This is a genomic window from uncultured Deefgea sp. (assembly GCF_947072475.1).
Classification (GTDB): Bacteria; Pseudomonadota; Gammaproteobacteria; order Burkholderiales; family Chitinibacteraceae; genus Deefgea.
Genome location: NZ_CAMTIA010000003.1, coordinates 1 through 22,847 on the forward strand (window position 1 = coordinate 1; position 22,847 = coordinate 22,847).

At 47.3% G+C, this 22,847-nt stretch carries 20 protein-coding genes; 5 read left to right on the top strand and 15 right to left on the bottom strand.

All coding sequences use genetic code 11. From position 1 onward, the window contains the following. Window positions 1–377 precede the first annotated feature (377 nt). From Q0V82_RS01840 to Q0V82_RS01865, 6 genes are all read right to left on the bottom strand, one after another. The gene (locus Q0V82_RS01840) at window positions 378–659 is read right to left on the bottom strand and encodes a hypothetical protein (RefSeq protein ID WP_297572167.1); all 282 of its coding nucleotides are present in this window, start codon (window positions 657–659) and stop codon (window positions 378–380) included. A 105-nt stretch (window positions 660–764) separates the two neighbouring features. After that, window positions 765–1,121 carry a hypothetical protein gene (locus Q0V82_RS01845; protein ID WP_297572169.1) on the bottom strand — a complete coding sequence of 119 codons (357 nt, stop codon included), beginning with the start codon at window positions 1,119–1,121 and terminating at the stop codon, window positions 765–767. Window positions 1,122–1,480: 359 nt separating this feature from the next. Continuing rightward, entirely contained in the window at window positions 1,481–2,521 is a 1,041-nt protein-coding gene (locus Q0V82_RS01850) for a sulfate/molybdate ABC transporter ATP-binding protein (RefSeq protein WP_297572170.1), read from the bottom strand. Between the two features lie 150 nt (window positions 2,522–2,671). Beyond that, a complete protein-coding gene (cysW, locus tag Q0V82_RS01855) occupies window positions 2,672–3,541 on the bottom strand; it encodes a sulfate ABC transporter permease subunit CysW (protein ID WP_297572172.1) in 870 nt (289 codons plus the stop codon). 9 nt (window positions 3,542–3,550) lie between these two features. Next, window positions 3,551–4,375 carry a sulfate ABC transporter permease subunit CysT gene (gene cysT / locus Q0V82_RS01860; protein ID WP_297572173.1) on the bottom strand — a complete coding sequence of 275 codons (825 nt, stop codon included), beginning with the start codon at window positions 4,373–4,375 and terminating at the stop codon, window positions 3,551–3,553. Between the two features lie 297 nt (window positions 4,376–4,672). Then, complete coding sequence (locus Q0V82_RS01865; RefSeq protein WP_297572174.1) at window positions 4,673–5,683, bottom strand: sulfate ABC transporter substrate-binding protein; 1,011 nt, start codon at window positions 5,681–5,683, stop codon at window positions 4,673–4,675. A 346-nt stretch (window positions 5,684–6,029) separates the two neighbouring features. Between Q0V82_RS01865 and Q0V82_RS01870 the strand changes: the two genes are divergently transcribed. Genes Q0V82_RS01870 through Q0V82_RS01880 form a run of 3 tightly spaced genes read left to right on the top strand, consistent with a single transcriptional unit; the run spans window position 6,030 to window position 8,571 of the window. Beyond that, window positions 6,030–6,566, top strand: a complete 537-nt coding sequence (locus Q0V82_RS01870) for a hypothetical protein (protein WP_297572175.1) — start codon at window positions 6,030–6,032, stop codon at window positions 6,564–6,566. 59 nt (window positions 6,567–6,625) lie between these two features. Beyond that, entirely contained in the window at window positions 6,626–7,528 is a 903-nt protein-coding gene (locus Q0V82_RS01875) for a TraB/GumN family protein (RefSeq protein ID WP_297572176.1), read from the top strand. Window positions 7,529–7,533: 5 nt separating this feature from the next. After that, window positions 7,534–8,571, top strand: coding sequence for an NADP(H)-dependent aldo-keto reductase (locus Q0V82_RS01880; protein ID WP_297572177.1), 1,038 nt, complete (start codon window positions 7,534–7,536; stop codon window positions 8,569–8,571). A 78-nt stretch (window positions 8,572–8,649) separates the two neighbouring features. Here Q0V82_RS01880 and Q0V82_RS01885 read toward each other — a convergent pair whose 3' ends face one another. The 8 genes from Q0V82_RS01885 to Q0V82_RS01920 form a co-directional block, all read right to left on the bottom strand. Further along, window positions 8,650–9,753: an ABC transporter ATP-binding protein gene (locus tag Q0V82_RS01885; protein WP_297572178.1), complete on the bottom strand. Its 1,104-nt coding sequence runs from the start codon at window positions 9,751–9,753 to the stop codon at window positions 8,650–8,652. Between the two features lie 58 nt (window positions 9,754–9,811). Then, complete coding sequence (locus Q0V82_RS01890) at window positions 9,812–10,744, bottom strand: carbohydrate ABC transporter permease (protein ID WP_297572179.1); 933 nt, start codon at window positions 10,742–10,744, stop codon at window positions 9,812–9,814. A gap of 20 nt (window positions 10,745–10,764) precedes the next feature. Then, a complete protein-coding gene (locus tag Q0V82_RS01895) occupies window positions 10,765–11,643 on the bottom strand; it encodes a carbohydrate ABC transporter permease (RefSeq protein WP_297572180.1) in 879 nt (292 codons plus the stop codon). A 362-nt stretch (window positions 11,644–12,005) separates the two neighbouring features. Beyond that, window positions 12,006–13,256: an ABC transporter substrate-binding protein gene (locus Q0V82_RS01900; protein WP_297572181.1), complete on the bottom strand. Its 1,251-nt coding sequence runs from the start codon at window positions 13,254–13,256 to the stop codon at window positions 12,006–12,008. A gap of 701 nt (window positions 13,257–13,957) precedes the next feature. Then, a complete protein-coding gene (locus Q0V82_RS01905; RefSeq protein ID WP_297572182.1) occupies window positions 13,958–14,698 on the bottom strand; it encodes a GntR family transcriptional regulator in 741 nt (246 codons plus the stop codon). Between the two features lie 14 nt (window positions 14,699–14,712). Continuing rightward, on the bottom strand, window positions 14,713–15,591 hold the full coding sequence (locus Q0V82_RS01910; RefSeq protein WP_297572183.1) for a BadF/BadG/BcrA/BcrD ATPase family protein: 879 nt from the start codon (window positions 15,589–15,591) through the stop codon (window positions 14,713–14,715). Window positions 15,592–15,911: 320 nt separating this feature from the next. Beyond that, entirely contained in the window at window positions 15,912–16,616 is a 705-nt protein-coding gene (locus Q0V82_RS01915) for a phosphoadenylyl-sulfate reductase (RefSeq protein ID WP_297572184.1), read from the bottom strand. Window positions 16,617–16,630: 14 nt separating this feature from the next. Then, window positions 16,631–17,416 (bottom strand): sulfite exporter TauE/SafE family protein, encoded by a 786-nt coding sequence (locus Q0V82_RS01920; protein ID WP_297572186.1) that lies wholly within the window; start codon window positions 17,414–17,416, stop codon window positions 16,631–16,633. A gap of 137 nt (window positions 17,417–17,553) precedes the next feature. Here Q0V82_RS01920 and cysB point away from each other — a divergent pair, with 137 nt between their 5' ends. Next, window positions 17,554–18,492 carry an HTH-type transcriptional regulator CysB gene (gene cysB, locus Q0V82_RS01925; RefSeq protein ID WP_297572188.1) on the top strand — a complete coding sequence of 313 codons (939 nt, stop codon included), beginning with the start codon at window positions 17,554–17,556 and terminating at the stop codon, window positions 18,490–18,492. Window positions 18,493–18,550: 58 nt separating this feature from the next. Here the strand turns inward: cysB and Q0V82_RS01930 are convergent, their stop codons facing one another. Further along, window positions 18,551–21,139 (bottom strand): ATP-binding protein, encoded by a 2,589-nt coding sequence (locus tag Q0V82_RS01930; RefSeq protein WP_297572190.1) that lies wholly within the window; start codon window positions 21,137–21,139, stop codon window positions 18,551–18,553. 106 nt (window positions 21,140–21,245) lie between these two features. On the opposite strand from Q0V82_RS01930, the gene rlmD reads away from it, so the two are divergent. Further along, the gene (rlmD, locus tag Q0V82_RS01935; protein WP_297572191.1) at window positions 21,246–22,571 is read left to right on the top strand and encodes a 23S rRNA (uracil(1939)-C(5))-methyltransferase RlmD; all 1,326 of its coding nucleotides are present in this window, start codon (window positions 21,246–21,248) and stop codon (window positions 22,569–22,571) included. The last annotated feature ends 276 nt before the right edge of the window (window positions 22,572–22,847 follow it).

Genomic DNA, 22,847 nt, shown 5'->3' on the forward strand with positions numbered 1-22,847 from the left:
GCTGTTTTTGTTGGTGTCGCTAAGATATACCCTGAATAAACAGACTAAAATCGGCCATCGACCCAAAGTGGAAGGTGTATTCCGACGAAGCAGAGTAGGTAAGATTAGCGCAGCGTAATCGTACGCATGATGCTGTTCCCTCCGATTTCGCTACGCTCTATCGGAGCTACGCTGCTGCGGATGTCCGCCGAGTTAAATCTGCCGTAGGGCGACAATGAGCGCAGCGAATTGCGCCGCATTAGCCGTAAATAAACATCGCAACGGCGCGATTCGCGTAGCTTTCAGCACCCTACAGTATTGCGCCGTACGTGGTGAGGCACGAAGCCCAACAATCGCGGTAAACGTTGGGCTGCATTTCATTTAGCCCAACCTACGCACTACTCAGTTACGCACTTGAAACGAATTTCTGTTTTTGGAAAATTGCCAAATATGTATGGTGGCTTCGCATCGATTGTTTCAATAACTTCGACGGCCTTTCCTGTCTTCTGGCATTGATTAAATGCCTCCTTCATTGCCGTAGCTTTGAGGGTTCCCATTCCAGTAAATCCCGTTGCTGCTTGGCGGGATACCATGTAAGTGTTACTTCCCATCTGTACGATTCCAGAGTTTGAGGCACATCCGGCGAGGGCTGCAATGACAAGTAGAAAAATCGGTTTCATAGCTTCTCTTTCATATATTGGTGGGGAGATTTGAGAGTTTTAACGATTACGCTAAGGGGCCGCGGAACGCGGTCCCAGCGAACGAAGTGAGAGCTTTGTTAGCCATTAACTCCGTTGCTCCCTCTTGCTGGCTGGCATACGTGATACTGCCGTACGAAGCGTGGGTTTGAAGCCATGATTTCCTCGCACAATTGGCTCGCCAGCTTTGCTTTTCACAATAAACGTTTCTTTGATTATATTTTTGTAACCATCGTTGACTTCGTAATCGAACGACAAGCTATCTGATTTGTGTGCCCATTGCTGAGATCCAAGAGAAAGGAAGCTATATTTCTCTCCACCGATGGTCAAGACGTGCGAGTGTAGAGCTTTTGTATTTCCGCCGCGGCTCGGTGGACGGGAATTTTCTTTAAGAAATTTCTCATATTTCTCGAACTGGACATTTTCTATTTTTCCGTCAGACATCCTTTCTCCTATGGTTAGCTATTAAGTGCGTAGATACTGTTATTCCAAGTCAAGTACGTAGGTTAGGCTAAATGAAATGCAGCCCAACGTTTACCGCGATTGTTGGGCTTAGCAAGCTCAGCGCCAAGCTTCAAAGGCCTTCCGTTCAAGGCCGACAACGGCCACTGATAGCCAGTTTAACTTGCCCACCAAAATCACACGACTTAGCTGTATGTATCGTTGCATTAACCATCGTTTGTCGTAATGAGCGGAAAAAAAATAGAAGTCATTGCCTAATGACAATGACTTCGTTAATGGCAAGGGTGTAGCTTCATCGCTCAGCCCAATATCCACCTTGATATTGGGTGAGCGTGAACGCATTATGCTGCGGTGATTATTTTGCTTTCGCGTGGTACGAGGTAGACGGTTTCGGCGACTTGCCAAGCGCCTTCGAGTTGTCGCTCGCGGGTGAGCTCGACTTCAACCACTTCCTTATCGGCCACTTCAACTTCGAGTCGTACCGTCGCACCGAGTAAGCGAATATGGGTGATGGTGCCTTCAATCGCATGCAGGCTGGCAACACGGCTCAAATCAATTTCGTGCGGACGCACATACACGGTGGCGTGCTCGCCCGGCTCGGCGGCAAATTGACCGCTGCCTACCTTGGCCCACCCCTCGTGAACGCGGGAATGAAATAAATTCACATCGCCCAAAAATTGATACACAAACGGGCTGGCTGGCGTGTCGTAAACTTGGCTTGGCGTACCAATTTGCTCAATTTTTCCTTGATTCATCACCACCACGCGATCGGCTACTTCTAGCGCTTCTTCTTGATCGTGGGTTACAAACACCGAGGTGACATTGATTTCATCGTGCAGGCGGCGCAACCAACGGCGTAGCTCTTTACGCACCTTGGTATCGAGCGCGCCAAATGGCTCATCGAGCAGCAAGACTTTAGGTTCAACCGCCAAAGCCCGCGCTAATGCAATGCGCTGTCTTTGCCCGCCAGAGAGTTGCGCAGGATAACGATCAGCCAACCAATCGAGTTGCACCAGATTGAGTAATTCATGCACTTTGCGTTTGATTTCCGCATCACTCGGTCGAGTCGATTTCGGGCGAACGCGTAGGCCAAATGCCACGTTTTCAAATACCGTCATATGGCGAAACAGGGCATAGTGCTGAAAGACAAAGCCCACTTGGCGTTCACGCACATGCCTATCGGTAGTATCTTCACCGTGAAATAAAATTTGCCCAGAGTCTGGCGTTTCTAGCCCAGCAATCACCCGCAGCAAAGACGTTTTGCCGCAACCAGATGGGCCAAGTAGTGCAATTAATTCTCCGGATTCAACATTCAAGCTCAAGTCATTGAGCGCTTTAAAGTCGCCAAATGTTTTAACGATATTGCGAATTTCGATGCTCATGGTTTATTCCTCGTGCCACCGTATCAGGGTGAGATGTTAAGACCACAAATACGGTGACTGATCTATGCGGTTCTGATCGATTGCTGCGTCGCCGTGCCGCCGTTTTCAATTGGGTTCAATTGAGCTCAATTGGGCGACACGGTGCTGCATTTAGGCTTGCGTTGCCGAACGACGATCGGCGATTGCTTGCTGCTCGGTACGCCACTCGATATAGCTTTTGATTGCCAGAGTCAGTAGCGCCAACAAAGCCAGAATCGACGCGCAAGCAAAAGCACCGACAAAATTGTATTCGTTGTACAAAATCTCAACGTGCAAGGGCACCGTATTGGTCATGCCGCGAATATGCCCCGACACCACCGACACTGCGCCAAACTCCCCCATCGCTCGGGCATTGGCCAAAATCACGCCGTACAGCAAACCCCATTTAATATTGGGTAAAGTGACATACCAAAACGTTTGCCAACCTGTTGCACCGAGCACCAATGCCGCTTGTTCTTCATCTGAGCCTTGCGCCTGCATCAGTGGAATCAACTCACGCGCCACAAACGGAAACGTCACAAACACCGTTGCCAACACGATGCCGGGAACGGCAAAAATAACCTTAATATTGTGTTCGGCCAGCCACTCGCCCCACCAGCCCTGCGCGCCAAACAGCAGCACATAAATCAAACCTGCCACCACTGGCGACACCGCAAACGGCAAGTCAATTAAGGTAATCAATAGGCTTTTACCTTTAAATTCAAACTTGGCAATCGCCCAAGCCGCAGCCACGCCAAAGGTTAAATTTAACGGCAGCGCAATTGCCGCCACAATCAAGGTGAGTTGAATCGCCGCCAGCGCATCGCTTTCAACCAAGGCCGCTTGATACAAGCCCCAGCCTTGATGCAAAGCCTCAAAAAACACCGAAAACAAGGGGATAATCAGCATGAAACTGATCAATACCAAGGCCAAACCGGTCAGCGTATAACGCACCCACGGCGCTTCAGTGGTCACTACTTTGTGTGCAATCTGTGTTGCCATTTTATTCTCCTAGCGACGATGCCGCGTCATCCACCACTGCAAGCCATTAATCATGAGTAATAATGCAAATGAAACCACCAGCATCACCACCGCAATCGCCGACGCGCCCAAATAATCGTATTGCTCTAATTTAGAGATAATCATCAAAGGCGTGATTTCGGATTTAAACGGCATATTGCCAGCAATAAAAATCACCGAACCAAACTCACCAATTGCGCGGGCAAAAGCCAGCGTAAAACCAGTCAGCAGCGCCGGAAAAATCGTTGGTAAAATCACTCTGTAAAAAATCTGCCAGCGGGTCGCCCCTAGGCTGGATGCCGCTTCTTCCAGCTCTTTTTCCATGTCCTCTAACACCGGCTGCACCGTGCGCACCACAAACGGCAAGGTGATAAAGGTCAGCGCCAAGACAATACCGGCCGGGGTAAACGCAATTTTGATGCCGAGCCGATCTAAAGGCGCACCCAACAAACCATTGGGCGCATACAGCGTGGCCAAAGCAATCCCTGCCACGGCCGTTGGCAAAGCAAATGGCAAATCCACCAAGGCGTCGATAAAGCGTTTACCGGGAAAAGAATAACGCACCAACACCCACGCAATCAGCAAGCCGACAAATAGATTAATCAGCGCCGCGATCAATGAAGCGCCAAAAGTCACCTTATAACTGGCCACCACCCGAGGCTCGGTCACAATCGCCCAAAACGACGCCCAATCCAAACCCATTGATTTACTAATCAAAGCGGCCAATGGCAGCAAGACAATCAACGATAAATACAGCACGCTATACCCGAGCGCTAAATTAAACCCGGGTAAAACGCTACTTTGTTTCCATTTCATAGCGATTCCTTATGGCAATGTGCAGATGAGGTGCTGATGGTCAGCTTCGCGGCATTCCCTCTCCCTTGATGGGAGAGGGCGTAGGGTGAGGGTGATACTACGGCGTATATTTTAAGCTCAACACCCCCATCCCAACCTTCCCCCGTCGAGGGGGAAGGGGCTGCAGTCGATCTGCTCAAGCGCTTGTGATGTAAGCATCAACATCAAATCTGAATATCACCTGCTTATGGGTATATCTATCTGATCAATGACTAGCAAAGGCTAGACCGATATACCCAAGTTTTCCATCGACCTGCATTAACGTTTTTTGGCGATTTCTGCCGAGATTTGGTCGTAAATGGCACCGTCGTCAAAGAATTTTTTCTGCGCGGCTTTCATGCCACCAAACTCAGCGACACCAAATAATTTAATCGGTGGAAACTGCTTGGCATATTTGGCAGCCACGGCGGCATTGCGCGGGCGTAGATAGTTTTGCGCTGCAACTTCTTGCCCTTCTGGGCTCCACAGATAGCGCAAATATTCATCCGCCACTTTGCGCGTTCCGCGTTTATCGACCACTTTATCTACCACTGCGACCGGCAAATCAGCGTCAATCGACACCGATGGGTACACCACTTCAAAATTGCCTCGGCCAAACTCACGCGCAATCATTTCGGCTTCGTTTTCAAACGTCACCAATACATCGCCCATCTGGCGCTGCATAAACGTCGTCGTTGCTGCGCGCCCACCGGCATCAAGCAACGGCACATTGGCAAAGACCGCGCGAGTAAATTCACGCGCTTTAGCTTCGTTGCCGCCATTTTGCTTCAGTGCTGCGCCCCACGCGGCCAAAAAGGTGTAGCGACCATTGCCACTGGTTTTTGGATTGGGCACCACCACTTGCACATTCGGTTTAATTAAATCCGCCCAATCTTTAATGCCTTTAGGATTGCCTTTACGCACAATTAAAACTTGCATACTGGAAAAAGGCGCAGCTTCATCAGCGTATTTCTTTTCCCAACCCAGATTAATTTGGCGGCCTTTTTCAACAATGGCATCAATATCGGTGCTTTGATTCATCGTAACCACGTCGGCTTCTAAGCCATCAATGACTGAGCGCGCTTGTTTACTTGAACCACCGTGCGATTGCTGAATGCTTAATTTATCTTTGTATTTCGCTTCGTAATATTTTTGAAAAACCGGGTTATAGTCTTTATAAAAATCACGCATCACGTCATACGACACATTTAATAAAGTGGTATCGGCCCAGCTGAATGCGCTAAAACCACTGAGCGAAATCGCCAATACGATTTGTTTAAATTTGGACATGATGCGCTTCCTTAATTTGAATACGGGCGACTGTAACAACTCGGCAATAGCGCGACAAAGAATATAAATCTATTTCTATATTCTATTTATTTTAATTTAATTTTAATTTGAATAAAAACAACGACTTGTTCAATATTGCGCGTTTCACTCCGCCGCAATGGCTGGCTTATTACATCGCCAAAACACTACACCTCGACTGCAAATCAGTTGATTCATTGCGCAAGGCCTACGTGAACATGCCGTGGTGACTAGCACAAAACTGACAACAAACAAAAGCAATCCGTCTTACTCGTGAAACACATTGTCATTATTCTGCTGGTTTTCACGTCAAACGAGCCGATGAATCATGCTATCCACCGTTAATCAATTCAGTATCATCTACTGCAAAACGGCGGCGGGTGAGCATGAAATTGCAACGCGCCAGCACGGATTATTCAGTAAACAAAGACAGGCCTTGATTCTCATCGACGGCAAAAAAAACCATGCGCAACTCAGCCAATTACTCGCAACGACGGAGCTGGATCGATTAATTAGCGAATTACTCAAATTAGGTTTAATTGGCCAAGTCAGCGCCACCCCTTTATTGATTCAGCCAATCCCCGTGCCTGATGATGTCATTTGCATCGCCGCCAATCCCCCTCAACCGGTAGTAATGGCTTTAGATATCGAGCGCTTAAATGCGATTAAGCAATTGATGATTGATAGCTCAAAAATATTATTGGGTATTTTCGCCAATACTTTGATCGAAAAAATTAATGCTATAGAAGATGCAGGGCAACTGAGCCCTGCGATTGCGCAGTGGAATTTAAGCCTGCGTGAATCAAAAAATGGCCAAATGCAGGCCGAACAATACTTAAAAGCCATTAAAACTCTGATGAAATAGCCTAATGAGCAGCACGGCGATATACTAAGAATCTATCTTTTTTTACTAGGTTCGCTCTAATGCTTGCTCGATTTAGCTCATCATTATTTGCCGCAATGACCGCACTTAGTTTTACTGTGGTGCCACCGGCAATGGCCGACCAAGGCGAAAAACAAGCCATTTTATGGAAAGTTGAAAAAGCCAATACACCACCGTCATGGATATTAGCCACCATCCAAACTACCGATGGTCAAACTGCCGAATTTACCCCATCCACCATGGCGGCACTCGGTGGTGCTAAATATATTGGTACTGAATTTCATAACGACATTAATTCAGTGGTCGATATGGCGCGCGCCATGCTCGATGAAAAACCCAGCCTAGCGCAAACTTTAGGCGCTGCTGATTATGCTAAATTATTACCGCTGATTGAAAGCCGTGGTTATCCGGCCACCGTAACGGCTAAATTAAAACCGTGGGCAGCGATTATGATGTTGCTCTCGCCCCGCCCAGCTAAAGATTTAATTCCAATGGATGATCGTTTACTCAAGTTTTCAATGGAAAATGGCCGTAAATACTTTGGCATTGAAAGTGTTGAGCAGCAATTAGCCCCTTACCAAGCGATCCCTGCGGCAAAGCAATTGCCATTACTCAAAGCGCTGATTAAAAACGAAGCCAAATTAGAAAAAAATTATCAGCAAATTATTGCGGCTTATTTAAAGCCAGATTTAAATCAAATCCAAAAACTATTGCAAATCGAAGCATTAGCGCTACCCGAGGCAGATCGTGCTTGGTATCGCCAATGGCGCACCGATACCTTCAATCAGCGTAATAAAATCATTGTTGAGCGTTTAAAAGTACCGTTTGAAAAAGGCGATTCTTTTGTCGGCATTAGCGCGGTTCAATTGCCGGGCAAAGACGGTTTAATCGCCAAATTACGCACCGCAGGTTATAGCGTGAGCGCTTTTTCGGCAGCGAAATAAATCCTATGCAGATGAAAACTTTACCCGGCACGGATTTAACCGTGTCGAGCCTATGTTTAGGCACGATGACGTTTGGTGAGCAAAATACCGAAAGCCAGGCGCATGCCCAGCTGGATTTTGCGTGCTCGCACGGGATTAATTTTATTGATACCGCCGAAATGTATCCGGTGCCGGCCAACGCCCAAACCCAAGGCTTAACTGAGTCGTATGTGGGCAGCTGGCTTAAACAGCAGCGCCGCGATCAGTTGATTGTTGCCACCAAAGTATCAGGCCCCAATCGCGGGATGGAATGGATACGCGGCGGCCCGCAACTCACTAGGGGGCATATCCTTGCAGCCTGTGATGCTAGCTTGCTGCGGCTCAATACCGACTATATCGACCTGTATCAATTGCACTGGCCAGCGCGGCATGTGCCGATGTTTGGGCAAAGCTATTACGAGCCCAGCCAAGAATATGCCGATGCACCTGAATTGCACGCGCAATTAGCCGCGCTCAAAGAATTGGTCGATCAGGGCAAGGTTCGTTATGTCGGCGTTTCTAATGAAACGCCATGGGGCGTGATGGCCTTCACGCGCCTAGCCGAGCAATATCAATTGCCACGGATTGCGACGATTCAGAATGTTTACAATCTAATCAACCGCACGTATGACTATGGTTTGGCTGAGGTTTGCCATCGTGAACAAGTGAGTTTGTTGGCGTATAGCCCACTGGCTTTTGGTTTACTCAGTGGCAAATATCTGCACGACGCTAAGGCTGATGGCCGCATGACGCGCTTTGCCAATTTTGGTCAGCGCTATTTAAAGCCACAAGTGCCCGCCGCGATTGCCGCCTTTACCGCTTTGGCCGAGCGCCATCAAATTAGTCCCGCGCAGATGGCCTTGGCTTGGCTGCAAAGCCGTTGGTATGTGGCCAGCACCATTATTGGTGCCACCACGCTGGCGCAGCTCGCTGAAAATATTGCCAGCAGTGAGCTCATATTAAGCGATAGCTTGCTGGCCGAAATTGAAGCCATTCATCGCCAATCACCGAGCCCGGCGCAGTAATTTTTTTAAACCGTTATCAACGGCATTAGGCATAAAAAAACCCGCAATCTACATTGCGGGTTTTTTGTTTTACTGCGCTTAACGATGGCGTTTAAATGCCAAGCCTTCGGCATCAAACAACATGCTGTGTTGCTCTGGGAACACAATGCGTACGGTATCGCCAAACTTCAAACCGGTCATATTGGCGGGTAATTTCATGCAAATGATTTCATTCACCCCTGGGATTTCTACATAAGCCAATACGGTGTCGCCCAAATGTTCAACCAAATCCACTTTAGCGGGGATTGCACCAGCAACGCTTTCGTCGACCAATTGGATGTGCTCAGGACGAATCCCCAAAGTCACTTTATCGCCCACTTTGGCGCTACCTGGATTGACTGCTGCGCGGGCGGTAATGCCTTTTGGCAAGCGAACTACGGCGGCATTTTGCTCAACGCCAACCAATTGCGCTTCAAACAAGTTCATTTTTGGTGAACCCAAGAAACTAGCAACGAATAAGTTCGATGGGTTTTCATACATTTCAAGCGGGCTACCCACTTGCTGGATGATACCGGCATTAAACACCACAATACGATCCGCCAAAGTCATCGCTTCCACTTGATCATGCGTTACATACAGCATGGTGGTTTTGAGTTCTTGGTGCAGTTTTGACAATTCAACACGCATATTCAAACGCAGTGAAGCATCCAAGTTCGACAATGGCTCATCCAACAAGAATACTTTTGGATTACGCACAATTGCGCGACCAATTGCTACCCGCTGACGCTGACCACCAGACAAAGCTTTCGGTTTACGTTCTAGCAAATGCGACATTTGCAAAATGTCAGCGGCTTTTTTAACGCGTTGATCAATTTCTGGTTTCGGTGTGCCAGCCAATTTCAAAGCAAAAGCCATATTGTCATACACGCTCATGTGCGGATACAAAGCGTAAGACTGGAACACCATCGCGATACCGCGTTTTGAGGCGTGCAAGTCATTGGACAAGGTGTCGCCAATATAAAGCTCACCAGCGGTGATGTCTTCCAAACCCGCAATCATGCGCATCAAGGTCGATTTACCGCAGCCTGATGGACCAACAAACACGACGAACTCGCCGTCTTTAATCTCTAAATCAACACCTTTGATCACACAAACGTCTTTGGTGTAGTTCTTTTTAATATTTTTAAGGGTAATGCTAGCCATTTTTAATATTCCTTAATTCTGAATTGGGTATTTTGTAAAGCGCCAATACAAGAGCATCTTATTTAACCGCGCCATCCATACCAGAGATAAAGTAGCGCTGAGTAAAGGAGAAGAAAATCAATACTGGAATAACAGTCAATACAATGGCCGCCATCAGTGTGTTTTGTGAGCCTGACAATGGGCCGGTCAAATCGTTAAAGACCCCGACGGCCAAAGGCTGCATTTCTTTCGAGCGCATGATAATCGATGGCCACAAGAAGTCATTCCACGCATTCACCAAAGTAAAGATACTCAAAGCGGCAATCGAAGGCGTTGTCACTGGCAACATGATGCGCCATAAGATTTGCATTTCAGTCGCGCCGTCAACACGGGCAGCATCAATCAAATCTTGTGGCACGGCTTCAAACGCTTGCTTCATCAAGAAAATACCAAAAGCGCCGGCTAGACTTGGGGCAATCGCCGCAAAGTAGCTATTAATGCCGACAAAACGACGCCAAGTTTCTGCATCACTGCCGAGCATGGCTTGCAATGAATTAGCCCAACGACCTAACGTTGTTACCGTGATGTAGTTCGGCACCAAGCTGGCTTCTGATGGCAACATCATCGTCGCGATAATGGCGATAAAGATGAAATTACGCCCAAAGAACCTCATCCGTGACAATGGATACGCCGCTAAGACCGAAATCAACACCGTTCCCAACACCGACGCCGTCGACATAATCATCGAGTTTTTAAAGTAGGTCGAGAATGGAATCTCAACAAAAACCCGCTCAAACCAGCTGAATGTCGCGCCGATATTGTAATTACCTTCACCATCGGCAATATGCGGGATAAAACCTTGCGGGAAGAAATAGGCGGTTGAGCCATCGGTCGACAAACCAAACGACAAAGCCCAAAGCAGCGGAAAAGTCGTAAACAAGGCAAATAAAATCAAGCTGGCGTACTGACTGCCCATGACCAGAGCACGAGTCAGTGTTTTACTTTTAAACATAACAATTCTCCTCGATATTCTTATTGTTTTTCGCCAAAGAAGCGAAATTGAGCCATGGCCAGAAGCATACAAAAGAATGTTACGACTAGACCCGCTGCAGCAGAAACACCAAAGTTGTATTGTTTAAACGCTTGATCGTAAACATAAAACAGCGCGGTATACGTGTCAGCCTTACCACCGGTTAACACCACCACTTCTTGGAACACTTTCAATGCACCAATCGTTGACAACATGGTACATAGCAAAATCGTTGGTTTAACCATCGGTACGGTGATCTTCCAGAAACGATCCCAAACGGTAGCGCCATCCAAAATCGCCGCTTCTTCTACTTCAGCTGGGATTGCTTGCAAACCGGCGAGATACAGCACCATGTAATAGCCGATCCCTTTCCAGAAGGTAAAGACCATAATTGAATACATGGCATATTTTGGATCGCCAAGCCAATCGATTTCTACCATTTTGGTTTCTGGCATTAAATGCAAGAAATGACCCACACTAGAAAGAATGGCGTTCAGCATACCGGCATAATTAAATACAAATGACCACACCACACCGGCAATGGAAATTGCAGTAATTACAGGAATGTAGTAAACCGCACGAAAGAAAGTCATGCCAACTAATTTATTATTGACTAACTTAGCAATCAATAAAGATGCCAATTGAATTACTGGCACTACAATCAAAAATAATAATGAATTTTTAACTGCGGAATGAAATAGTGGTTCTTCCCAAATATATTTAAAATTCTCAAAGTTATTCCACTCTGTTGCACCACCTGCAATTTCGTAGGTATGAAAAGCCAAATAGGTGTTAAAACCCACCGGCCAAAAAACAAATACACCCATAAAAATCAAGGCAGGTGCCAAGAAGAAATAGGCTAACAAATTGGAGTTTTTCACGTTTCGACTCTTCAGTGCGTTACAGACAAGATAGATAATAACTCAATCCACACATTTTGTGACTTGATATTAACCAAACCCATGTGATATTCAGAGCAGAGATTATAACTTAAGCAATGCTATTTTTGCACATTTGCAGTGTGTTTTTTAAACAAGTCAATTGTAACTAGAAAATCTAAAGTACAAACCACAAAAAATAGACGTCGCAACAACAATCCTATTTTTGATAATTGCGCAACATTTTGCTGCACGTTTATTTACTCCATTAGTAAAGACTAATTAAGCGCTGCAATTGCATTTTTGCAGCGCACAAAAAAGCGGTAATGCATAATGCATTACCGCTTTTTTTAATTAACTAAATATTATTTAGCGAATTGAACGTTCCAAGCAGCAACAGCTTCATCCAAAGCTTGCTTAACTGGGATACGACCTTGGATCGCAGCATCGATCTTGTCGTTCATTACTTTACCCAAAGCAGCTTCGTCAGCACCAGCTGGCAAATCTTTCAACATGAAGTGGCGAGTTTTGCTAATTACAGAACCACCCATTTTGAATGCTTTTTTACCTGGATCTTTGTCATCGTTCATTGCAACGTCTTTAGCAACGATTGCATTGGCGTTTTTAGTCGATGCAAAAGTGTAAGACGCTTTAGAGAACATGGCTTGTGCTTCTTCGCCAGTGATGAACTGAGCTACTTTAGCAACAGAAGCCAAGTCTTTCTGACCTTTTGGCACAACGTACATCGTAGTCCAGCCACCGAATGCAAACTTGCCATTGTCACCCAATGGGAAAGTCGTTACATCCGCTGCAGCGTAGGCTGCTGGGTTGGCATCTTTAATTTTCTTAACTGCATGGCCGCCTTCAGCGAACATGGCGAAGCTACCGTTAGCAAAGCCAGCGATTTGCTTGTCAAAGTCAAGGTTCACATCTTTAACGATGGTGCCTTCTTTGTATGCATCAGCAAATTTTTGAACTAAAGCCACGTGTTTTGGGCCGTTAAATACCGCTTTGCCACCAGAAACGATAGGCAAACCTTCAAACATGAACCAGCCTTGGAAACCGTCTTGAAGCTTAGAAGCCCAGCCTGGTTTGCCAGTTTTTGCTTTGATTTGTTTCGATGCGTTAAATACATCATCCAAAGACTTGAATTCTGGTTTCACGCCAGCTTTAGCCAACATGTCTTTGTTGTAAACCATCACGGCAGTCACTTGGTACGATGGGAAACCGTAGATTTGACCGTCAACAGTGGCATTAGCCAAAGCTGCATCAGTGTATTGACCTTTGAATGGAGCAATGATTTTAGTCACTGGAGTCAATAGCTTAGGCGCCATTTCGTTCATCCAGTCAGTCGGAACCAATGCCAAGCCTGGTACGTTACCTTCAGCAACCGCAGCAACGATCGCTGGCTTCATTGCGCCCCAACCAAGGTCTTTCCAAGTTAAGTCGATTTCTTTTTGTGAACTGTTGAATTTAGCCACAAGGTCTTTGTGGTATGCATCGTAAGTTGGAGCCAAAGAGTGAGACCAGAACTCAACTTTAGTCGCAGCTTGAGCTGATACAACAGAGGCAGCAAACAGGGCAGCACCAACAAGAACGGAACGTTTAAAGTTCATAACAACTCCTAACATTTAACATTGAATACGAGCAACACAAGGTCGCAGGAAAAAGGCGCAAATCAACAACAACGTAAACCAGAACAAATTTCAGAGTAATCCCACGCCAAGCCGAACTAATGAATTTCTTTTCACAGATTGCAATCTACTGAATGCGATCCATACTTTTAATTTCATCAAACCGCCTTGATCACTCGGTAGCTAACATTTTTTTCGTAAGCCACTGGGTTCACACTACGGAATCTAGATTACCGTAATTCACCAGATGAGAGAACCTTGTCACCAAGTGCCCCCTAGCGCTGGCGCTGACGCTGTCGCCTGAGCTCTCGCTACCCGCCCAATATCCGAGATCAACTCAATAAGAAAAATCTGTAGGCAAAAGCCCTAATGCTTTTTAAAAACTACATTTAAGCGATTTGCATTTTAAAAAAAAGCACTACAAAACAAGGAAATATCGCGTAAGCAAAGCCTAAAAAATGTAGGAAATCCCTTATGTTTTTGGCATTTTTATACAAAAAAATACATTCTTACTGACAAATAGATCGCAAAATTAGCAAATCCTGTTCAATTTTTGCGCGCAAATTACACTGCATGGGTAAAGTTACCAATGTGTTTTTTTGTATCATCCTTGCAACACCCTGCAATAAAAATGGCGTATCGACTTTCGCCGTACGCCATAAAAAACCCGAAACCACTGCTTTTTAGCGATATAACTCCACGACAAAATCGTAATAATCGCTACGAAACCACGAATGCGTGAGTTCAATCGCCGTGCCATCTTCTAAATAACCCACTCGCGTGAGATGCAACATCGCCGTACCGGCTGGCACACCAGTCAGTTGCGCCATTTCTTCTGATGCATTGACTGCGCCAATATTTTGAATCGCCCGCACGACGGTCAAATTGGCGTCTCGCATGTATTCATATAAAGACTCACCGATTTTTTCTGGTTCCGGCACGTAGTGATAGGGCAAAGCGGTGTATTCCACCGCCATCACCACCTCATTGGCAAAACGTAAGCGCTCCAAATGCACTACCCGGCTATTGGGCGTGAGATTTAGCCTTAGCAATTCTTCTGATCCAGCTAAAGCCAGCTCACGCTTGAGCCATTTGGACGATGGCCGAAAGCCACGCTGTTTGAGCATTTCAGATAAATTAGTCAGCCGTGTGAGTGGCTGCTCTAATTTTGGCGTGATATAGGTGCCAGAACCTTGGCGACGAATAATCAAACCTTGCTCAAGTAATAAATCGAGCGCTTTACGGGCGGTGACGCGTGAAATGCCCAGTACATCGCAAAAGGTGCGCTCTGATGGCAGGGGATCATCCGCTTTCCAAAATCCAGCATGAATCGCGGCGGCAAGCTTATGCCCAAACTGCAAATACAATGGTGTAGCACTATCACTATCGGGCTTGAGCACCAAAAGCTTGTTCTGATTTTGCATCCCCTACTCCTGAATTACTTAAATTCACGCGCAATTAAGATTAAAGCACCGGCGCACGAATCTTTTTGCGCGCGTGATGTGCTAGCTAAAAACTCACTCGGCATATACGGGCGCAATGCCTCGGATAAACCACCACCACAAATCGCAATCGGTAAGTCAGGTGCGCTGGCACGTAAAGCGAGAGCGATATGTTCAATTTCGCGGCCGGCATCCAATACAAATGCTTTAGCAACGTCATCGCTATCGGCAAATTCCAGCACGATTGGCGACAAAGATGCGCATTCGCTTTGCTTCATGGTGCCCATCCAGGCGAATACTTGTTCACGCGTATCACCGGTAATCGACAACAGTTTTTGGCCGAATGCCGTCATCGGGCGACGACCATCCATTAGTCGTTGCACATGGTTAATGGCTTTTAAACCCAAATAAGCGCCAGAACCTTCGTCTGAAGTTGGAAAACCCCAGCCGCCGACTTCTAAACGGGTACCATCGCTCAGCCAAGCTTCACCAATCGAGCCGGTTCCAATCGCAATAATGCCGCCATGCTGGCCATTATGTGCCCCCAATAGCGTTGAAAAACCATCGGTTTCAATCACCACTTTGGCAAAGCCGGGGTTTTGACTGGCAAACGCGTCGGCCCATGCTTTAACGGTAACCCCTGACAAACCAAAACCAACCGCGCATTGCGCAAAATCCGGCTCATTCACGCCGATGGCTTTAAAGCCGTCCAAAATCGCCTGTGTAATATTTTGCCAAGCTTTTTCTATGCCCTGCCCTAGCGCAGAAGGGCCCGCTTGAGCGCGCACTTTTTCCACACCATCCAAACCTGCGATACAAATTCGTGTTCCGGTACCACCGCCATCCACGCCGATTAAGTATTGAATAGAGCTCATTTTTTTTATCCTATATGCGTTGAAATAACGAAGCCGCCCTCCCCAAAAGAGCGAATTAGCTTAGAACTTGCAGACCACTTGATATTATTTTCAATTAAACCCGTTCAGCACATCAATTAAATTGCGCTTTTAAGATTACATTTAATTTACAGCACGCCGAAATAAGCATACCAATTTAGTGAGACCCGCCTAACTTGTCAATTACACCAGACAAGAAAAACGCCCAATCACTCGGGCGTTTGTTTACAAACAAATCAGTTAGCCAGTAAAAATTTAAGCGTTACGACTATCGACTGATCAGCAGATTGATCTGCAAGGCGTTATTTAAGCAGACTCACGGCGCTGTCTTTCACGTGCAAACCGCATTCTTTATGTTCTGGATTTTCCCACCACCAGCGTCCAGCGCGAACATCTTCACCCATTGCAATCGGCCGGGTACAGGGCGCACAGCCAATGGAAGGCACGTGCTGATCGTGTAGCGCGTTATAGGGAATTTGATTGTCGCGAATAAAAGCCCAAACTTCTTTTTCAGTCCATTCGAGCAAAGGATTAAATTTCTCCAATCCATTACCTGCATCAAACTCTTGCTGGGCTAAATCGGTACGTGTTGGTGATTGCTCGCGGCGTAAACCGGTAATCCAGGCTTTTTTGCCTTGCAAAGCGCGTTGCAACGGCTCAATTTTACGAATATGGCAGCAGGACTTTCTTAATTCAACTGAGTTATAAAATGCATTGATGCCATTGCTATTGACGTATTGCTCAACCGCCGCCGTTTGCGGGAAATACACCGTAATGGGATGCGATGGATATTGCTCGGCGACTTTTTGCATCAAGGTATACGTTTCGCTAGGTAAACGGCCGGTATCGAGACTAAAGATACTCACAGCGATTTTTTGTTTAGCTAATAAATGCGTAATTACCATATCTTCTGCGCCAAAAGAATTGGCAAATGTCGCTGGACTATATTGCGCTGCAATCCGTTCTAATAGCGCGATGGTCTCAGCTAATTTTTGCGAAAAATCCATAATAAACCCCAAAATTAAAATATCAGTTTGTAGCCAATGAATACCAGCATGCTGGCCAAGCAAGGCCGCAACACACGATCAGAAATAACGCCAGATAAATGACTGCCAAAATAAATACCCGGCAAAGAGCCCATTAATAAATACGCTAATAAACTCCAATCTATATTGCCCATGCTGGCGTGCCCTAGACCTGCGACTAAAGTCAGCGGTACCGCGTGCGCGATTTCGGTGCCGACTAAGCGCTTGGTGGTCATCAAGGGATACAATAAAAATAACGCCACCGTGCCTAATGCCCCAGCGCCAATCGAGGTTAACGTCACAATCACCCCGAGTAAAACGCCGGTGAGTACCGTGAAGGCATTTAAACGCCTAACGCTTATTTTAAAGCGATCACCGGCATGCTGGCTGGCAAAAGCGATGATTTGCTGTTTAAACACAATTGCCACTGCGGTAAACAATAAGGCCACGCCCAAACCATGCTTAATCAGCGCATTTAAGGTTTGAGTATCGGTATGTAGATAATGCAGCACCAGCAGGGTCAAAGCTGCTGCGGGCACACTACCTAAAGATAAATAGCCGGTAATTGACCAATCAATATTGTTATTTTTTTGATGCACATATACACCACCGGCCTTGGTAATGGATGCGTAGAGTAAGTCGGTGCCGACTGCGGCGGCCGGCGGAATCCCAAACCAGAGCAAGATCGGCGTCATTAAAGAGCCACCGCCAACACCAGTCATGCCCACAATAAAACCGACGACTAAGCCTGCAATCACAAAGCCTAAAATTCCAACGTCCATCTTACATCCTCAGGCCAACTGGCTTTGCTGTTTTGGTCAGCCTTGCATCATAGCAATTATACTTATAACACCTTAGACAAATATGTTAGGATTTTAGAACTAAAAATTCTCAGTCAACTCTTTCACGAGACCACGCTATGAAATTACAACAACTCCGTTATTTGGTCGAAGTCGCGAAGCAAGGGCTCAATGTTTCAGAAGCGGCGGAGAAACTACATACCTCGCAACCGGGGATTTCCAAGCAAATCCGTTTACTTGAAGACGAGCTTGGCGTGCAGATTTTTATTCGCAACGGCAAACGCGTGGTCGATATCACCGCACCGGGGCGTGAAATTTTGCGGATTGCTGAGCGTATTTTGATGCAATCGCGCAATCTAAAACGCATTGGCGAAGAATTTGTAAACGTTGAAGGTGGCAGCTTAATTATTGCCACCACGCACACCCAAGCGCGTTATGTGCTGCCCAAGACTATTCAAGCCTTTATGCAGCGCTACCCCAAAGTGCGCCTCTCACTCAAGCAAGGTAATCCAACGCAAATCTCAGAAATGGTGGTCGATGGCAGTGCCGATATCGCGATTGCCACCGAAGGCATCGATCATTATCCAGAGCTGGCTACGCTCGATTGCTATTCGTGGAATCGGATTGTGGTCGTGCCCAATGACCATCCTTTAGCGACACTGCAGCGACTGATCACGCTGGAGGACATTGCCGCTTGGCCTTTAATCACGTATGACTTTGCTTTTGCGGGGCGCTCCAAAATTAACCGCGCATTTGAGTTAAAGCACCTGATTCCAAATATTGTGCTGACCGCGATTGATTCGGATGTGATTAAAACCTATGTGGCTTTAGGCTTGGGTATCGGCATATTGGCCAGCATGGCGTATGAGCCCGAGCGCGATACCCAGCTTACATCGATCGATGTGAGCCATTTATTTGAGCCCTCCACCACCCATATTGGCGTGCGCAAAGACGCTTATTTACGCGGTTATGGCTACGATTTCATCGAGCTGTTTGCCCCGCACCTGAACCGCCAAGTGGTGCAAGCGGCATTGCTGTGTGAGGCCGAAGAGAATTAAACGACAAAGATGCTCATCGTGGATTGGTCGTTCAATCCACGAGTCTTTTTGCCAGCGCTCACACCGATACCGGCAAATATTGCGCCACGATCTGCTGCAGTTTAACTAAATTGAGTGGCTTGGCCAAAAAGCCATCCATGCCGGCCGCCAGACATTCGTTTTCACTGTGCTCAAAGGCATTGGCAGTTAGGGCGATAATCGGCAAGGCGCGAGTATGCGCTTGGCTGCGTAAAATCCGTGTCGCTGCCAAGCCGTCCATTTCTGGCATTTGCCAATCCATGAAGACCAAATCAAAGATTTCGGCATCGGCGGCCAGCAGTGCTTCGCGGCCATTTTCTGCCACCACCACCTGACAACCCAATTTGCTTAAAAAAGCCTGTACCACGCGCTGATTAATTTTATTGTCTTCTGCCACCAATATTTTACCGACGTATTGCACTGTAGACAGCGTATTTATTGGGCTAGCGGTAGATACCTTTACACAATGCAATAACTCGGCCACTGTTCGCAATACCGTGTGCTCGGCCAACGCCACTTTGCATAAAAAAGCCTGCTGCGGGCGTAGCGGCACATCGGGCATTTGCCAGCCCAGTAATAAACTCGGTAACTCAGGCCACAACGACAGCAATTGCGCCTCTTCAACCATCAATAAATCAACACCATCGATTGAGTCTGGCGGCGTAGTGAGTAATCGAACGCCCGCGCGAGCCAAACACGGCAAGACGGTGCGCGCAATGCCGTCGGCTTTGCCCAGCCACAGCACGGTTTTGCCTTGCAAATGATAATCGGCAAACTCACGCGGTTGCGCCAAATGCTGCTGTGGCAAGCTAACGATAAATTCAGAGCCCTGCCCCAACACCGAGCGCAACTGTATATCGCCATCCATCAAGGCCAGCAACGATTTAGAAATCGCCAATCCCAAACCCGTGCCGCTAAAGCGCCGCGTTGAGCCCGATTCGGCTTGGTAAAAACGCTGAAATAATTGATTGGCACTGGCGGTATCGATGCCAATGCCGCTGTCTTGCACCGCGATGCAAATCTGTTGCTGTTGTTGATCGCAATACGCCGCAATGCGCACAAAGCCATGCTCGGTGAATTTAATTGCATTGGAGATTAAATTAATCAACACCTGCTTTAAGCGTAAAGCATCGCCAAAATACCAAGCGGGCAACTGCGGATCGATATCGAGCAGCACATCGAGTCGCGCCTCAACCGCGCGCGACGCTAACACGGCTGCGGCCTCTTCGATCACTTGCGCCAATTCAAACGGCGCTTTGATCAGCTCAAGTTTACCGGCTTCAATTTTAGAAAAATCGAGTAAATCATTCACCAACAACACCAATGAATCACCGGATTTATGCACATTGGCGACGTATTCAGCCTGCTCGGCATTCAGTGCGGTATCTCCGAGTAATTGTATAAAACCCAAAATCCCATTCAGCGGCGTGCGAATTTCATGACTCATCGTCGCCAAAAAATTCGACTTCGCCCGATTGGCCGCTTCGGCCGCATCGCGCGCCACGGCCAAAGAATCACTTTGCAATAACAGTCGCTCATTGGCTTGGCGTAATTGTTCTTGTACTTGTTTGGCGCGAATCAATTGCGACACAATCGCCGCAAACAGCTTCATTACTTCGCGCTGATACGGCATCAAGCTGCGGCGATGCAAAAAATTATCCGCCGCGATCCAACCGAGTAAAGTGTTGTCGGCATACAGCGCCACTAAAGAATTCCAGCCACGGCCAACGACGACTTTATTGTAATAAATCGCCGCGTCTTCTTTCACCATCACCTCGCCCGGCTGCGCTAAAGCATCACGAAAAATCTGATGCTTGGGCGTTGGGCTGCGATACCACGCTTCATGACTTAACTCACCATTGTTATCGGTGCCATAAGTGCCGCACATTTCATCGGCGTGCAAATCGGCAGTAAATAACGCTGCTCGATCAATCCCCAAATCCCCGATGGCAGCGAGCACCACCTGCCGATACAAATCATCTAAATCCGTAGTTTGAGTCAGCCGCAAGGTGACTTGATGCAGGTTTTGCAATAACTCACGATATTCTTCGGCGCGTTGCAAGCTTTGCTGCAGGCGGCGCGTCATTTCATCGCGTTCTAAATTGTGTCCATACAATAACGCCGCCACCCGCTCTTGCAGCATTTCGGCCAAAGCCTCGCATTCAATGCGAAATGCGGCGGTATCTAAATACGCTTGTAAGCGCACCACATCGCTTAACTCAACGTAAAGCAACGCTTGCAATCCTTTACCCGCCAGCAACGGTAAAATTAAGCGCGATAAAGCAATTTGCTCTTCATCGGGCACATCCCAGATTTCTTGCATTTGATAGCTAACCGGCCGAATCGACACCGCCGGTTCGCGAATTTGCCAAGTCAGCTCATCGACTGGCACACCAAAAAATCCGTTTGCCTGCTGTGGCTCGGCAAACGCCAAAGGCCGCTGGCCGATGACGGACTCAGCATAAATCGCCACGTTGCTGCACGACTCATTGGGCAAAATCAAATACACCCTTTTGGCCGAAAATGAATCTCGCACCGCACCAACCAGCGTCGCGGCAAATTGATCCCAAGTGTCAGCTTCTAATAAAGCCGTTAAATTTAGTACTGATTCGAGTTGCGTCAATTGCATTGCCAACCTAGATTTTTAGCAAAAATCACGCTGAGTATGACTCAGCACCAAGCGCAGCATCGACTGCGTTATACTGCGGGGCTATTTATTTGAAGTTAGTTTGTTCATGAATCCATCTGCACCCAAAACCAATCCCATTGCCACGGTTGAATCGTTAGACCATGAAGGGCATGGCGTCGCACGCTATCAAGGCAAAACCATTTTTATTGATGGTGGTTTACCTTTTGAAACGATTTCATTTCTGAGCTATCGCAAAAAACCCAGCTTTGAAAACGCCCATGCGGTGACCATTCATAATGACAGCTTTATGCGCGTCAAGCCCAAATGCCCACACTTTGGCGTTTGCGGTGGGTGTTCGATGCAACACATGGAATTTGGCGCGCAAGTGGCCAGTAAACAACGCATTCTGGAAGACAATCTGCGGCGGATTGGCAAGGTTCGCGCCGAAACCATACTGCCCGCCATTTATGGCCAAGCTTGGGCTTATCGCTCGCGCGGTCGACTCTCGGCGCGCTATATCGCCAAAAAAGAACAGGTCTTGGTCGGCTTTCACGAGCGCCGCTCTGGCTTTATCGTCGATATGAGCGAGTGCCATGTTTTACCACTCGCCATATCAGACCAACTAGTGCCGCTGCGTGAATTAATCAGCGCGCTATCGATTGCCCACGACATGCCGCAAATCGAGCTGGCCGTCGGCGAGAATGTCACCGTGCTGGTGTTTCGCATCATGACGGAGATTAACGACGCGGATTTGGCCTTATTTAAAGCCTATGCCGATCGCTGGCAAGTACAAATCTGGCTGCAACCACAAGGCCCCGATTCAGCCTACCCGCTCTACCCGCTCGATGCCCCGGCACTAACGTATTCGCTGCCTGAATTTGGCATCGAAATGCCATTCAAACCGACTGAATTTACCCAAGTCAATTATGAAATCAATCGCGTGATGGTGGCGCGCGCGATGAATTTACTCGATCCGCAACCGGGTGAAATCATTGCCGATATGTTCTGTGGTTTGGGCAATTTCACACTACCGATTGCGCGCAGCGGTGCCAAAGTGCTGGGTATGGAAGGCAGTAAGCAATTGGTCGAACGAGCCCTCGAAGGCGCGATCCACAATCAGCTCGATCACCTCACTAGCTATGAAATCGCCAACTTATTTGAAATGACCGAAAAATGGCTCGATCAACTCGGTCGTTTTGACAAAATGCTGATCGATCCGCCGCGCGATGGCGCGATGGCTTTGTGCCAATCGATCAGTGTTGAGCACGGCCCCAAGCGCATTGTTTATGTTTCATGCAGCCCGGCAACGCTGGCACGCGACGCCGATATTTTGGTCAACACCAAAGGCTACACACTCAAAAGCTGCGGCGTGATTAATATGTTCCCCCATACGGCACATGTGGAAAGCATTGCTTGGTTTGAAAAAGAATAAGCCCAGCCGCAAGCCCAAATACAGTTCACTTAACGACAAACCCTGAAAACCTGACGCAGAGGCGCAGAGGCGCGGAGGAAAATCAGGGTTTTTCGATTGATTTTCTCTGTACCTTTGCGTCAAAAGCGACAACTGCAATGAAATCGAGGAAAAAAATGCCGCTCACTTGGCCTAAGTGAACGGCATTAAGCCGCAAGCCCAATATTTAAGCCATAAAAAATGCCGTTCAATCGCAAGATGAACGGCATTTTTTTCGGCGTTAAGCTGCTATCGATT

What these genes read in the sequence shown, in the direction of transcription:
- Q0V82_RS01840 (WP_297572167.1), bottom strand. Translation starts at nt 659, where the DNA reads ATGAAACCGATTTTTCTACTTGTCATTGCAGCCCTCGCCGGATGTGCC.
- Q0V82_RS01845 (WP_297572169.1), bottom strand. Translation starts at nt 1,121, where the DNA reads ATGTCTGACGGAAAAATAGAAAATGTCCAGTTCGAGAAATATGAGAAA.
- Q0V82_RS01850 (WP_297572170.1), bottom strand. Translation starts at nt 2,521, where the DNA reads ATGAGCATCGAAATTCGCAATATCGTTAAAACATTTGGCGACTTTAAA.
- cysW (WP_297572172.1), bottom strand. Translation starts at nt 3,541, where the DNA reads ATGGCAACACAGATTGCACACAAAGTAGTGACCACTGAAGCGCCGTGG.
- cysT (WP_297572173.1), bottom strand. Translation starts at nt 4,375, where the DNA reads ATGAAATGGAAACAAAGTAGCGTTTTACCCGGGTTTAATTTAGCGCTC.
- Q0V82_RS01865 (WP_297572174.1), bottom strand. Translation starts at nt 5,683, where the DNA reads ATGTCCAAATTTAAACAAATCGTATTGGCGATTTCGCTCAGTGGTTTT.
- Q0V82_RS01870 (WP_297572175.1), top strand. Translation starts at nt 6,030, where the DNA reads ATGCTATCCACCGTTAATCAATTCAGTATCATCTACTGCAAAACGGCG.
- Q0V82_RS01875 (WP_297572176.1), top strand. Translation starts at nt 6,626, where the DNA reads ATGCTTGCTCGATTTAGCTCATCATTATTTGCCGCAATGACCGCACTT.
- Q0V82_RS01880 (WP_297572177.1), top strand. Translation starts at nt 7,534, where the DNA reads ATGCAGATGAAAACTTTACCCGGCACGGATTTAACCGTGTCGAGCCTA.
- Q0V82_RS01885 (WP_297572178.1), bottom strand. Translation starts at nt 9,753, where the DNA reads ATGGCTAGCATTACCCTTAAAAATATTAAAAAGAACTACACCAAAGAC.
- Q0V82_RS01890 (WP_297572179.1), bottom strand. Translation starts at nt 10,744, where the DNA reads ATGTTTAAAAGTAAAACACTGACTCGTGCTCTGGTCATGGGCAGTCAG.
- Q0V82_RS01900 (WP_297572181.1), bottom strand. Translation starts at nt 13,256, where the DNA reads ATGAACTTTAAACGTTCCGTTCTTGTTGGTGCTGCCCTGTTTGCTGCC.
- Q0V82_RS01905 (WP_297572182.1), bottom strand. Translation starts at nt 14,698, where the DNA reads ATGCAAAATCAGAACAAGCTTTTGGTGCTCAAGCCCGATAGTGATAGT.
- Q0V82_RS01910 (WP_297572183.1), bottom strand. Translation starts at nt 15,591, where the DNA reads ATGAGCTCTATTCAATACTTAATCGGCGTGGATGGCGGTGGTACCGGA.
- Q0V82_RS01915 (WP_297572184.1), bottom strand. Translation starts at nt 16,616, where the DNA reads ATGGATTTTTCGCAAAAATTAGCTGAGACCATCGCGCTATTAGAACGG.
- Q0V82_RS01920 (WP_297572186.1), bottom strand. Translation starts at nt 17,416, where the DNA reads ATGGACGTTGGAATTTTAGGCTTTGTGATTGCAGGCTTAGTCGTCGGT.
- cysB (WP_297572188.1), top strand. Translation starts at nt 17,554, where the DNA reads ATGAAATTACAACAACTCCGTTATTTGGTCGAAGTCGCGAAGCAAGGG.
- Q0V82_RS01930 (WP_297572190.1), bottom strand. Translation starts at nt 21,139, where the DNA reads ATGCAATTGACGCAACTCGAATCAGTACTAAATTTAACGGCTTTATTA.
- rlmD (WP_297572191.1), top strand. Translation starts at nt 21,246, where the DNA reads ATGAATCCATCTGCACCCAAAACCAATCCCATTGCCACGGTTGAATCG.